The organism is Nocardia sp. NPDC049707 (assembly GCF_040674855.1).
Taxonomy (GTDB): Bacteria; Actinomycetota; Actinomycetes; order Mycobacteriales; family Mycobacteriaceae; genus Nocardia.
Genome location: NZ_JBFANN010000026.1, coordinates 96,030 through 108,735, shown reverse-complemented (window position 1 = coordinate 108,735; position 12,706 = coordinate 96,030). Strand labels below are relative to the sequence as shown.

The following is a 12,706-nucleotide window of genomic DNA, read 5'->3' as shown; positions in this document are numbered from 1 at the left end:
CCCACACCTACGCTAGTCTTCCGCGCCACGGTCCGCGGCCCGCCTCGCGTCCGAGTCGTCGAAGCGCATGCGCCGTAGGCGCGAGTCTCGACGGCTCGGACGCGAGACAGCAGGGGGCCGCGAACACGCAGCGCCGCAGGCGCTGCAAATCAAACACAGCGCGGGCGAGGAACACCGCCTACGCTCGACCCATGGTGGATCGAGTTCTTGTCACACTTGACGGCGCCGTCCAGGATCCGGACGCTCCGTTGTTGTTTGCCGACGACATCGGCGTGCTGCGCGGCGATGGTGTCTTCGAGTCGGTTTTGGTTCGTGCTGGAAACGCGTGCGCGATCGAATTTCATCTAGGCCGACTGCGCCGTTCTGCGCAGGCGCTCGATCTACCCGAGCCCGAGTTGGGGAAATGGCGGGACGCGGTCGAGACGGCGACGAAGGAATGGGGGACCGAGCGCGAGGGTCTGATGCGGCTGGTCCTCACCCGGGGGCGTGATACCGAGCTTTCGGCCCCGTCCAGCGTCACCTCGGGTGATCTCGCGGCCGCGGTGCCGGTGCCGACCTCGTACGTGCTGGTGCTGCCGGTGCCGGAGCGGGTGCAGAAGGCGCGCACCGATGGCGTCGCGGTGGTGTCGCTGGCGCGCGGGATCTCGGTCGATCTGGCTCAGGCCGCGCCGTGGCAACTGCTGGGTGCGAAGACGCTCTCCTATGCCACCAATATGGCGGCGCTGCGGTTCGCGCAGCGGATGGGCGCCGATGACGTGATCTTCACCAGTACCGAGAACCGGGTGCTGGAGGGGCCGCGCTCGTCGGTGGTGATCGTGCGCGATGACCATTTGATCACCCCGCCCGCGAAGAATGGCGTACTGCCCGGAGTTACCCAGCGCGCGCTATTCGCCGAGGCCGAAAAGGCCGGGTGGAAGTGCAGCTACGACTCGTTGTTCACCGCGGACCTGCTGACTTGCGACAGTATTTGGTTGCTGTCGAGCATCACGCTCGCCGCCCGGGTGAATTCACTGGACGGATTGCGCATGATGGCGCCGGACAATGCGGCCGAAATCATCGAGTTGGTCGACCGGGCAGTGGAGCGGGCCGGGGCAATCGGCGATTGGTGAGTTCGCCGGGCCGTGATCTTCGTCCTACTACAGCAGGTAGGAGTACGGGGCGAGCTTGGAAAACGGGTCGTTGAGGGTCGTAAGCCCCGGTATGTCGTGGCGTAGGACTCCTTGATGGACCCTTCTCCGGGCGTACTCTTACTACGTCATGTCGTAGTACGGCGGGAGGTCGGTTTTGAGCGTCCTGGACTTATCACGTTGGCAGTTCGGCATCACGACCGTTTATCACTTCATTTTCGTACCGTTGACGATCGGTCTGGCCCCATTGGTGGCAGGCATGCAGACCGCTTGGGTGATTACCGGCAAAGAGCATTGGTACCGGCTGACCAAATTCTTCGGAAAACTGTTCCTGATCAACTTCGCACTCGGTGTCGCGACCGGCATCGTGCAGGAATTCCAGTTCGGCATGAACTGGAGCGAATACTCCCGCTTCGTCGGTGACGTCTTCGGCGCACCCCTCGCGCTGGAGGCGCTCGTCGCGTTCTTCCTCGAGTCGACGTTCCTCGGACTGTGGATTTTCGGTTGGACCCGATTGCCGAAAATGCTGCACCTGGCGACGATTTGGCTCGTCGCGATCGGTGTGAATGCCTCCGCGTACTTCATTGTGGCGGCCAATTCGTTCATGCAGCACCCGGTCGGCGCCAGATACAACCCGGAGCGCGGGCGCGCCGAACTCACCAGCATCTGGCAGGTGCTCACCAATAACACGACGCTGGCGGCATTTCCGCACGTGGTGGCCGGGGCATTCCTGACCGCCGGGACCTTCGTGGTCGGCATTTGCGGCTGGTGGATGGTGCGCAATGCGCGCAGTGGTGACGGCACCAAAATCGCCGAGGCACGAACGATGTGGCGCTCCGGTGGACGCGCCGGCCTGTGGGTGATCGTGGTCGCCGGTGTCGCGCTGTTCTTCACCGGCGATGTGCAGGGCAAACTGATGTTCGAACAGCAGCCGATGAAAATGGCTTCGGCGGAATCGCTGTGCAATACCGAAACCGATCCGGACTTCTCGGTGCTGACCATCGGCACGCACAACAACTGCGACAGCGTGACGCACGTGATCGAGGTGCCGTATGTCCTGCCGTATTTGGCCAAGGGCCAGTTCAGCGGCGTCACCCTCGAGGGCGTCACCGATCTGCAGCACGCCTACAACGCCAAGTTCGGGCCCGGCGACTACCGACCCAATCTGTTCGTCACCTACTGGTCCTTCCGCGCCATGATCGGCCTGTCGGCCGGTGCGATCCTGCTCTGGTTGGTCGGCCTCTGGCTGACTCGCGGTGGTCGGATCACCGATAAGCGCTGGTACTCGTGGCTGTGCCTGATCGCCATCCCGACACCGTTCCTGGCCAATAGCGCGGGCTGGATCTTCACCGAAATGGGCAGGCAGCCTTGGGTTGTCGCGCCGAATCCGACCGGTGACCAGAGCCTGCGGCTGATGGTGCAGCAGGGCGTCTCCGACCACGCCTCGGGCACAGTGATCGCCTCGCTGGTGGTCTTCACCCTGCTGTACGGCGTCCTCGCGGTGGTGTGGTTCTACCTGATGCGGCGGTACACGATCGCCGGACCCGAAGCGCCCGCGACGATTCCGCCCGGCGGGCCGGACGATACCGGTGGCGGTCATCGGGCCGAAGAACCTGCCGTCGAACAGCTTTCCTTCGCCTACTAGGAGCCGACGATGAATCTGCAACAGTTCTGGTTTCTGCTGATCGGCGTTTTGTTCACCGGCTACTTCGTGCTGGAGGGCTTCGACTTCGGGGTCGGCATGCTGATGCCGATCCTCGGCAAGGGCAGCGATACCCGGAGGCGGGTGGTGCTCAATACGATCGGGCCGGTGTGGGACGGCAACGAGGTCTGGTTGCTCACCGCGGGCGGTGCGATGTTCGCGGCCTTTCCGGAGTGGTACGCGAGCCTGTTCTCCGGTTTCTACATCGCACTGCTGCTCGTGCTGGTCGCGCTGATCGTGCGGGTCTGCGCGATCGAATATCGCAGCAAGATCGACGATGCGCGCTGGCGCGCCTGGTGTGACGCCGCGATCGGAATCGGTTCCTGGGTACCGGCATTCGCGTGGGGCTGGGTATTCGCGAATGTGGTACGCGGGGTGCCGCTGAACGAGAAGAAGCAGATCGTCGGTTCGGTGTGGGATCTGCTCGGACCGTACGCATTGCTCGGCGGGCTCGCGACCGGATTGCTGTTCGCGCTGCACGGTGCGGTCTTCCTGGTGCTGAAGACCGGCGGCGAGGTGCGCCACGATGCGGTGCGGACGGTGCGGTTGTTGCTGGTGCCGACCGCGGTGGTGGTCGGTGTGTTCGGGGTGTGGACGCAATTGGCCTACGGAACCGGATGGACCTGGATTCCCTTGGCGCTGGCCGTAATCGGGCTGCTGCTCGCGGGTGCGGCGAGTTTCGCCCACCGCGACGGGTGGGCGTTCGTCGGCACGGCGGTCACCACCGCCGCCGCGACGGTGCTGCTGTTCGGGTCGCTGTATCCGAATGTGCTGCCGTCCACCATCAGTGACATGTTCAACCTGACCATCGACAACGCCTCCTCGACGCCGTACACGTTGAAGGTGATGAGCTGGGCGGCCGTGGTCGTCACGCCCGTGGTGCTCGGCTACCAGGGGTGGACGTATTGGGTCTTCCGCAAGCGGATTACGGTCGAGCATATTCCGGCGCCGATCGGCCTGCCGCTGGAAGCCGCCAAGGACTGATCATGGCTCGTCCGCCCGTCGACGCCCGGTTGTGGAAGTACGCACGCTCGGCCCGCCGCTATCTGGTGCTGAGTGTGGCACTGTCGGTGGTGATTACGGGTTCGATCGTGGTTACGGCAGTCGCACTGGCGAAGGTGCTGGCCGGGGTCGTCACCGATCCCGGTCGGCGCAGCTTCGGTGCGTGGACATTCGAGTTGATCGTGCTCGCGGTCGCCATCGGCTGTCGGGTGCTCGCCACCTGGGTGCAATCGCGGATCGCGCATCGGGCCGGGGCCGCGGTGGTCACGGAACTGGAAACCAAGGTTCTTGCCGCTGGAGCTCAGCTGCCGCCCCGCGAACTCGAAACTCGACGAACCGAACTCGCGGTTGTCGTGAGTACCGGGCTGACCGGGCTGCGGGCGTATCTCACCGGATATCTGCCCGCGCTGCTGCTCGCCTGCCTGGTGCCGCCGATCGTCTTGGTGGTCATCGGATTCCACGATCCGATATCCGGTGCCATCGCGGTGGTCACGTTGCCGTTGATTCCGGTGTTCATGGTGCTCATCGGTCTGCTGACGCAGGGGCGGGCGGCGGCAACGCTCGCTGCGACCACTCGGCTGTCGGATCAATTGCTCGATCTCTTCGCCGGGATGCCGACATTGCGTGCGCTGGGGCGGGAGGGGCGCGTCGCGGGGCGGACGGGTTCGATGGAGCATCGGGTGCGCGAGCTCGGAGATGCGTTGCGGCAGCGCACCATGCGTGCACTGCGGATCGCGTTCCTGTCGTCGATGGTGCTCGAGATGCTCGCCACGCTGAGCGTCGCACTGATCGCGGTGTCCATCGGTCTGCGGTTGGTATATGGCGGGATGAGTCTGTATGCCGGGCTGGTGGCATTGATTCTCGCGCCGGAGGTGTACCTGCCGCTGCGGATGGTGGGGGAGCGTTTCCATGCGGCGCAGGACGGAATGGCGGCTGCGGATAAGGCTTTTGCTGTTCTCGAACCTCGGGTTCAGCCCGAGTCGGGTGCCGATGGTCCGGTTACCGCTGGGAATGCGGGTGCGGAAGCCGGCAGCGAGAGTGCGGAACCGAGTGGGTCCGACGGCCGGGATATCAGTCGACGCGGTGTAGAAGCGTCTCTTGGCGGTCATACCGACCCGGGGCCTAGTGGTGGAGATGACTCGGGCGTCATCGAGATATGTGAGCTCTCGGTGCGTGCCAGAGATGGCTTTGCCCCTGCCGGACTGACAGCGGTGCTGCGGCCGGGGGTGATGACCGTATTGACCGGCCCCAACGGGAGCGGGAAATCGACTGCGCTGCAAGCAATTCTGGGTTTGCTCACCCCTGAGCTCGGCTCGGTGAAGGTCGACGGCGCAGATGTGCGTGCGCTGGATCAGAACGCGTGGTGGTCCCGTATCGCCTGGTTGCCCCAGCGACCGGTTCTGGTCCCCGGAACGCTGCGCGAGAACCTGGAACTGCTCGGCGCACACACATCCGTCACCACGGCGAAGAGCGCGGCCCGAGTTCTCGACGAACTCGATGCCGCCTGCGTCGCAACCGGATTCGACACGGTACTCAGCGAACTCCCCGACGGCTGGAACACCATCGTCGGCGCGGGCGGCATCGGTCTATCCCTCGGCCAGCGCCAACGCCTCGCCCTCACCAGAGTCCTCGCCGCCGACCGCCCCATACTCCTGCTGGACGAACCAACCGCCCACCTCGACCCCGCCGCCGAAGCCACCGTCCTCGCCGCCCTACAACGGCGAGCCCGCACCGGCGCCACCGTAATCGTCATAGCCCACCGCCCAACCGTCCTCACCGCCGCCGACCACATAATCCCTGTCCACGCCAGCGAACCCCAGGCAGTCGCCTCATGAACAGCACGGGAGACACTTCGGTGCCGCGGGCAACGGCTCGTCGCGGCGGTAGCACCGTGCGGGCGGATCTGCGGCGGATATGGGGACTGCTCGAGTTGTCGCTGTGGCGAGTTGCGGTGGCGATCGGGTGGGGAGTGTTGGCGCTGGGGAGTGGGCTCGGGCTGGCGGCGTTGGCGGCTTGGTTGATTGCGCGTGCCTGGGAGATGCCTCCGGTGCTCGATCTCAGCGTTGCCGTTGTCGCGGTGCGGGCGCTGGGTATCTCGCGCGGGCTGTGCCGGTATCTGGAACGCCTCGCCACTCATGACGTTGCGTTGCGCGCGATGACCACTGCTCGCACAACCGTTTACCGGACGCTCGCGCACTCCGATGTCTGGATGCGGCGGGATATGCGAGGCGGCGATTCGGACGGAGCAGCCGCAGCCAATGGCAGCGACGGCGTACTGTCCGGTCGATCCGGCGCGGCGTCTGCGTTCGACCGGGGAGATACCTCGGACCGAAGTGTGAGTCGGCCGGTTGCCGTGACGGATTCGACGAGCGCGGCTGGTGCTGCGTCGTTGCGGCGTGGAGACCTGCTGGTTCGAATCGGTAGCGATATCGACGATCTCGGTGCCGTCGTTGTGCGCGCATTCGTGCCGATCGCGGTCGCGATTGTGCTGTCGCTGGCGGCGATCGGACTCATGGCCACGATTTCGGTAGGCGCGGCGGCGATCCTCGCCGTATCGCTCGGCATTGCCGGAATCGTCGCGCCGTGGCTGTCGGGTTGGGCGGCTCGTGCCGCCGAACGTGCGTTGCGCGCCGACCGCGCCGAATTCACCGCGCAGTCGCTCACCGTTCTCGACCACGCGGCCGAACTCCGTGTCGCGGGCAAGCTGGATGCCGCGCTGGCGGCCGCCGACCGCGCCGGACAACGTGCGGTAGCCGCCGAAGATTCCGCGGCCGCGCGCAGCGCCTGGGCCGCCGCGGCAACGCCCCTCTCGATCGGCGCCAGCGTCATCGGCGCCCTCCTGATCGGCATCGCTACCTACAGCGCCGATCCGCCCGTAATGACCCCCATGGCCCTGACCATCCTCGTCCTGCTCCCCCTCTCTGCCTTCGAAGCAGTCGCCCCCCTCCCCGCCGCCGCCCAGGCCCTGACCACTGCCCGCGCTGCCCTCCACCGCCTGCCCCTGCTCGAACCCACCACCCGAAACCCGGTGCGATCCACTACGAACCACCACAGCGGCTCGGCACAAGACCATCTGCCGGACAAGGCGACCGGCCGAGCCGACGACCGCATCGCCTGTTCGTCGCCGACCGGTGGCCCGCGCGTATCCGATCGTCCGAATGCCGATGAAGATATCCGTCGCGGAGATTTATCGCCGTACAGTGCGTCCGGCCCAGCGCAGGACCGTGTGTACGGCGTTGCTGGCTCGCCGTCGGACGGCATTCCGCAGGCATCCGATCGTGGAAGTGCTGATGCGGCTGTCCACGACTCACGAAATCTATTGCCCGGCAACCTTCCCGAGCGTCCCACGGGTAAGCGGATTGCCGTCGTCGGACCGAGCGGTGCAGGGAAGACCACACTGCTCATGGCGTGGGCGGGGCTGTTCGGTACACCCGTGCCCGGCGTGACATTCTTTGCCGAGGATGCGCATATCTTCAGCACCTCCGTGCTCGAGAACCTGCGTGTCGCGCGTGGGGATCTCACGGTTGCGGAAGCCGAGAAGGCTTTGTGCGCAGTCGGTCTCGGGGATTGGCTGGAATCGCTGCCGGATGGTGTGCATACGGATCTGGTCGGGGGTGCGGCGGCGGTTTCGGGTGGGCAGCGGCGGCGGATTCTGCTCGCCCGCGCGCTCATTTCGCCCGCGCGGGTACTGCTGCTCGATGAGCCGACCGAACATCTCGAGGCCGAGGCGGGTGGCCGAATGCTGCGCCAGCTACTCGATATCGACAGCGGCTTGGTCGAACCCGACCGAATTGTGGTTGTCGTCACACATCAGCTGCCTTCCGACCACCGCGCCGCGGTGGTGCTGCACATCGATGCATCAGGCCAGGTAACGACCGATTTCGACGCCGAGGAGCTGACCGCTTCAGCGCCCCGCGAAATTCCGTTGCCGACGCACTGACCGTTGACTAGATTCGTTTGTACACAAGGAAGGAGGTGGTTCGAAGAATGTATGTTCATAGGACTTGTGAGGTGGCTGTCCGCTAGCGCCACCGCTGCAACGGATTTCCGTTCGCGCGAGCGCTGAGCGAATTCCAGGCAGCCACCCGGCCCCCGAGCTACCGGTCTAGTCCGACCGGGACCCATGCAGGCTTTACCGTCGGCAGGGTATGGCTCGGGGGTCGTTCCTTTTCCGGCGACTACTCCTACATCGCCCTGTTCTCCACTTCGTGCCGTGCGGGGCGTGGGAGGCCGTCCACATCATCGATGGGTTGCTGCGCAACGACTCCGACGCGCAACCGGACACGATTTACGCCGACACGGCCCCGAACTAAGGTCCGTGGCCCGAGCCGCAGTAACTGGTGACTGGGTTTACGGTTCCGGTTCGTGCGTCAGGAGTGTTCGCCCGAGGAACTGGTCGGGTCGTGGACGCTGGTCGGTGACGATTGGCGGCTGGTTGGCAACAAGAGCGGTGCAACGCCCTCGGATCCCCCGCCGGTCAGGCGCTTCAGATCGTTCAGGACCCGAACCAGGACCCTGGTCATGCCGTTGCTCAATCCTGGCTAGGCCATGAAGTCGCCTGCAGCACAAGTAGTTCGCTCGTCCGATGGGGTGGATCCGACCACGGTCACAGGCGTGCTTGTCACGGGCCACTAATGGCCGGCGGTTACCGGACACAACAACAGGCCGTATGGTCGGATCGTGAGTGCAGAGCGTCGGCCACTGGTGTTTCTGGGTCTGGTTGCGGTGTCCTCGATTCCGCTGTTCGTGCTGGGCGCGGTCGCCGGCGGCATGCGGGTGGGTGCGATGTATCTGCCGCCGAGTGCGGTCATGTTCGTGGTGCCGGTCATTGTCGCCACGGCGCTGACCCGGTGGCATTCGGGCGGAGCGGCCGCAGCGGGGTTGCTGAAGCGTGCGGTGGATCGGCCCGCGGCGCCGCTGCGCTGGTATGCGCTCGCGGTGCTGCTGGTGTCGGTGATCGCCGTGGTGTCCACTGCGTGGGCACGCTGGGCGGAACAGCCCGCGGCGGCACTGCCGCTGTCACTCACCGCGGTACCGGTTCTGCTCGTGGTCTCCGCGATCGCGGCGACCTGTGAGGAACTGGGCTGGACCGCATATGCCACCGAGCCGTTGCAACAGCGCTTCGGCATGCTGCGGACCGGGTTGGGGCTGGGTGTGTATTGGGCCGCCTGGCATCTGATTCCGCTGCTGCAGGCCGGGCACCCGGCGACCTGGATCGCGGGCTGGTTTCTCGGCACTGTCGCACTTCGCGTCCTCATCGTCTGGCTGCACGTCCGAACCGGATACGGAGTGAGTGCCGCGATCCTGATGCACACCATGGTCAACGTGATCGCCGTCTACACCCCGGGGTACGACCGGCCGATCAGTACGATCACCACCGGTGTCGTCACGGCCGCGGTGGCCGCTGCCGTGGTGTGTTTCGGGTGGCTACGGGCCCGTGACCAACGATCTTGTGAATACCGCCGTGGTGAGCGTGTCCAGGCCCAGCGTACTGGCGGGCCCGGGTAATCAACTCCCGCGCGGCGCACGTCGGCCCGATGCCCGCCGACACCGAGGCCGCGGACACCGTCGGCCAGATCGCCGCCGAGTTCGGTGTCACCCGGCCCACCATCTACCGGCACCTCAACCAGACAACCCCATGGCCTCGCTGCACTGAGAGCTTCGTGGATTTTCGGCGATTACTACCGGAACCCCGATGATTGTACGAAGCGGTCGAGTCCGGCGACCGGTTCGATACGAGGGGTAGCCAATGCCATCGGAGGGACTCGCAGCAGTGGTTGGTCGCCAGATCAGGGCGATTCGCCGCATGTTCTATGTACACGGCACCGACGTCGACCGCACCGAAGGCCCGATCGAACTGACCTTCGACGATGGTTCGGTGCTGCTGCTCGACGCCGGAACCGACGGCGAAGAACTCCGCGTCGGATCAACACCATGGTGCGACCCCTTCGCGGGCCTCACCGAACCCGAATACATCGACTACATCGCCGAAACCGGCAAATACACCGCATTCGACGTCGGCGCGGAACTCCCGTACGCACAGCTGCTCGGCTGCCGAATCGCCGCCGTCTCCGAATCCCGCCTGCACGACGATCGCCTCCGCGCCGCTACCTTCTTGGTGAACGGCTCGAAACTCGCCATCGAAACCCTCGCCGACGAACTCCTCGTCACTTGGCGCCCAATGTGATCCGCCCGCGCTGCTGTCCTAGCCGTCCCTTTTTCGGTGAGGTTCCAACCTGGCAGGCGCTAGGCTGGGGCAATGACCGTTGAGCCGATTCCCGACTGGTTGATTCCACCTGCTGGTGGATTCACCGTCGACGACTTCTTGACGCTAGGCGGCCTTCCCAAGCACACCGAGTTGATCGACGGGGGTCTGGTCTTCGTGAGTCCGCAGGAAAAGTGGCACCGTCAAGTCCTCTCACTTTTCCGCCGGGAACTGGACCAACAGGCACCGTCGAACCTGCGGGCCGATCGAGAGATGGCGGTGCGACTCGGTAAGCGTCAGATGCCGGAACCGGACGTCCTCGTCGTGACTGAGGAGGCGTTCCTGCGTGGGGACCCTTCGACGTACTACTTTGCCGAGGATCTTGTCCTTGCGGTGGAGGCCGTGTCCCCGGACTCCGAGGAGCGCGACCGCGAGACCAAGCCGGGCAAATATGCCAAGGCTGGGATTCCGCATTACTGGCGGATCGAGCGGCGAGACACAGAGGCCGTCGTCTACGCCTACGAACTCGACCCAGTCGTGCATTGCTATGTCCCCGTGGGCATCTTCCACGACCGCCTGAAGATCAGCGTCCCGTTCCCGATCGATATCGACCTGACATCGATCGGGCGGCGCGGCTAACCGATGTAGCGCTGCAAACGGGCCGACAGGCGTGGCTCGAGGGGGCCGTCGGCCACAACGCGCTCCTCGACGTAGGCCAGGTCACCACCTTCGACGATGCCGTACAGGCGCTTGGCGCCGCCGACAACGATGCCGGATTGGCTGCGGATGACGACATCGGTGGCCAATTCCCAGGAGGACTGGGTCAGCGCGGTGCCATAGAAGAGTTCGACGATGCCGGTGCTGTGGGTCAGCAGCAGTTCGATGACTTCGTCATCGCCGTCGATACCGACCCGCCAGAAGCCGCTCTCACGCAGGTCGGGGCCACCGTAGGAGCCGTCGGTTTCGATGACCCAGGAGCGGGAGTCCCAGGACAGGTAGTCGCCACCGTCGTGGGAGACGATGATCTGCTGTCCGAAGCGGTAGTCGCCGCGACCGGGATCGTTGCCCTCGCCCTCACCGCGCCAGACCCCGACCATCGGTAGCAGCGCCAGCATCGATGAACTCAGATCCGGCCCGAGCCGCAGGTTAGCGGTGTCCTCCGGCAGCGGCAGATCCGGTAGCACCGGAATATTGCGCACACCAGTCGATTTCGCCCGTTCGGCCGCGCCGGCCACGGCCTCGTCGCCGCTGCGGCGTGGTGCCGACTCGGCCGGGCCGTTGCCGTTCAGTTGTTCGCTCGCTCGCTCGGCCGGGTTGGAACCTTCGCTCGCGAGTTCACTCATGATTCGGTGAACAACCGGTAGAAGACGTACAGGCCGAACCAGCCGATGAGAACGGCCACGGCCACCAGCAGAATCTCGAAGAAGAGGACCACATTTGGAGTCTAACGACTCGCGCCTCGCCCAGCACAACGGCCCCGTTGCTTCCCGGCTATCGGGAAACGACGGGGCCGTCGGTAGTACTACTTACTTGGCGACCGCCACATCCACAGCGTGGATGCCCGCGCCCGCCGGACGAACCTCGGCCGAGCCGTTGCCCGAGGAGGACAACGCCCGCACGGTCCACGTGCCCGGCGCCGCGAAGAAGCGAAAATCACCGGTGCCCGAGGCTACGACCTCGGCGGTGAAGTCACCGTTGCCATCGAGCAGGCGCACGAACGCGCCACCAACCGGCTGACCGTCGCTCAATACGCGGCCGGTGATGACCGTTTCCTTCTCGACATCGACTCCGGCCGGAATGGCCTGGCCTTGGGTAGGTGCTGCGCACATGTGGTTAAGCTCCCAACTCGATAGGTGCACCGACGAGCGAGCCGTATTCGGTCCAGCTGCCGTCGTAGTTCTTGACATTCTGGTGGCCGAGCAGCTCCTGCAGCACGAACCAGGTGTGCGAGGAGCGCTCACCGATGCGGCAGTAGGCGATGGTGTCCTTGGATCCGTCCAGCCCGGCCTCGCCGTAGATCTGGGCCAGCTCGGCATCGGACTTGAAGGTGCCGTCCTCGTTCGCGGCCTTGCTCCACGGCACGTTGATGGCGCCGGGGATGTGGCCGGGACGCTGGCTCTGCTCCTGCGGCAGGTGCGCCGGAGCCAGGATCTTGCCGGAGAACTCGTCAGGGGAGCGCACGTCGACCAGGTTCTTGGCGCCGATAGCGGCGATGACCTCATCGCGGAACGCGCGAATGGACAGGTCGGGCGCGGCGGCCTTGTACTGGGTGGCAGGGCGAACCACAGCCTCTCGGGACAACGGACGACCGTCGAGTTCCCACTTCTTGCGGCCGCCGTCGAGCAGCTTGACGTTGTTGTGGCCGTACAGCTTGAAGTACCAGTAGGCGTACGCGGCGAACCAGTTGTTGTTGCCGCCGTACAGCACGACCTCGTCGTCGTTGGCGATACCGCGCACCGAAAGCAGATCGGAGAACTGCTCCTGGTTCACGAAGTCGCGACGAACCTGATCCTGCAGGTCCTTCTTCCAGTCGAGCCGAACGGCACCCTCGATGTGGCCGCCGTCGTAGGCGGAGGTGTCCTCATCGACCTCGACGAAGACTATGCCGGGTGCGTTGAGGTTCTCTTCGGCCCAGTCAACGGAGACCAGGACATCGGAGCGGGCCATGTT

13 protein-coding genes are annotated in these 12,706 nt (G+C 65.2%); 10 read left to right on the top strand and 3 right to left on the bottom strand.

The genetic code is table 11. The features are described 5' to 3' along the window. The first annotated feature begins 191 nt into the window (after nt 1-191). From AB0J29_RS22855 to AB0J29_RS22810, 10 genes are all read left to right on the top strand, one after another. Nucleotides 192-1,109 carry an aminodeoxychorismate lyase gene (locus AB0J29_RS22855; RefSeq protein WP_364789580.1) on the top strand — a complete coding sequence of 306 codons (918 nt, stop codon included), beginning with the start codon at nt 192-194 and terminating at the stop codon, nt 1,107-1,109. A gap of 175 nt (nt 1,110-1,284) precedes the next feature. Then, the gene (locus tag AB0J29_RS22850) at nt 1,285-2,772 is read left to right on the top strand and encodes a cytochrome ubiquinol oxidase subunit I (RefSeq protein ID WP_364789577.1); all 1,488 of its coding nucleotides are present in this window, start codon (nt 1,285-1,287) and stop codon (nt 2,770-2,772) included. A 9-nt stretch (nt 2,773-2,781) separates the two neighbouring features. Beyond that, nucleotides 2,782-3,813, top strand: coding sequence for a cytochrome d ubiquinol oxidase subunit II (gene cydB / locus AB0J29_RS22845; protein ID WP_364789574.1), 1,032 nt, complete (start codon nt 2,782-2,784; stop codon nt 3,811-3,813). A gap of 2 nt (nt 3,814-3,815) precedes the next feature. Then, the gene (cydD, locus tag AB0J29_RS22840) at nt 3,816-5,666 is read left to right on the top strand and encodes a thiol reductant ABC exporter subunit CydD (RefSeq protein ID WP_364789571.1); all 1,851 of its coding nucleotides are present in this window, start codon (nt 3,816-3,818) and stop codon (nt 5,664-5,666) included. Next, nucleotides 5,663-7,771, top strand: a complete 2,109-nt coding sequence (locus tag AB0J29_RS22835; RefSeq protein ID WP_364789567.1) for an ATP-binding cassette domain-containing protein — start codon at nt 5,663-5,665, stop codon at nt 7,769-7,771. The genes cydD and AB0J29_RS22835 overlap by 4 nt, the downstream gene beginning before the upstream one ends. A 208-nt stretch (nt 7,772-7,979) precedes the next feature. Beyond that, a complete protein-coding gene (locus AB0J29_RS22830) occupies nt 7,980-8,144 on the top strand; it encodes a Tn3 family transposase (RefSeq protein ID WP_364789564.1) in 165 nt (54 codons plus the stop codon). Between the two features lie 367 nt (nt 8,145-8,511). After that, nucleotides 8,512-9,339 (top strand): type II CAAX endopeptidase family protein, encoded by an 828-nt coding sequence (locus tag AB0J29_RS22825; protein WP_364789561.1) that lies wholly within the window; start codon nt 8,512-8,514, stop codon nt 9,337-9,339. 29 nt (nt 9,340-9,368) lie between these two features. Next, nucleotides 9,369-9,530: an ArsR family transcriptional regulator gene (locus tag AB0J29_RS22820; protein WP_364789558.1), complete on the top strand. Its 162-nt coding sequence runs from the start codon at nt 9,369-9,371 to the stop codon at nt 9,528-9,530. Between the two features lie 50 nt (nt 9,531-9,580). Then, nucleotides 9,581-10,018: a hypothetical protein gene (locus AB0J29_RS22815; protein ID WP_364789555.1), complete on the top strand. Its 438-nt coding sequence runs from the start codon at nt 9,581-9,583 to the stop codon at nt 10,016-10,018. A gap of 72 nt (nt 10,019-10,090) precedes the next feature. Continuing rightward, nucleotides 10,091-10,675, top strand: coding sequence for a Uma2 family endonuclease (locus AB0J29_RS22810; protein ID WP_364789552.1), 585 nt, complete (start codon nt 10,091-10,093; stop codon nt 10,673-10,675). Here the strand turns inward: AB0J29_RS22810 and AB0J29_RS22805 are convergent. From AB0J29_RS22805 to AB0J29_RS22795, 3 genes are all read right to left on the bottom strand, one after another. Then, nucleotides 10,672-11,379: an FABP family protein gene (locus AB0J29_RS22805; RefSeq protein ID WP_364789549.1), complete on the bottom strand. Its 708-nt coding sequence runs from the start codon at nt 11,377-11,379 to the stop codon at nt 10,672-10,674. The genes AB0J29_RS22810 and AB0J29_RS22805 overlap by 4 nt on opposite strands. A 183-nt stretch (nt 11,380-11,562) precedes the next feature. Next, nucleotides 11,563-11,865 (bottom strand): DUF1416 domain-containing protein, encoded by a 303-nt coding sequence (locus tag AB0J29_RS22800; protein ID WP_364496468.1) that lies wholly within the window; start codon nt 11,863-11,865, stop codon nt 11,563-11,565. A 4-nt stretch (nt 11,866-11,869) separates the two neighbouring features. After that, on the bottom strand, nt 11,870-12,703 hold the full coding sequence (locus AB0J29_RS22795; RefSeq protein WP_364789546.1) for a sulfurtransferase: 834 nt from the start codon (nt 12,701-12,703) through the stop codon (nt 11,870-11,872). Nucleotides 12,704-12,706: the final 3 nt, after the last annotated feature.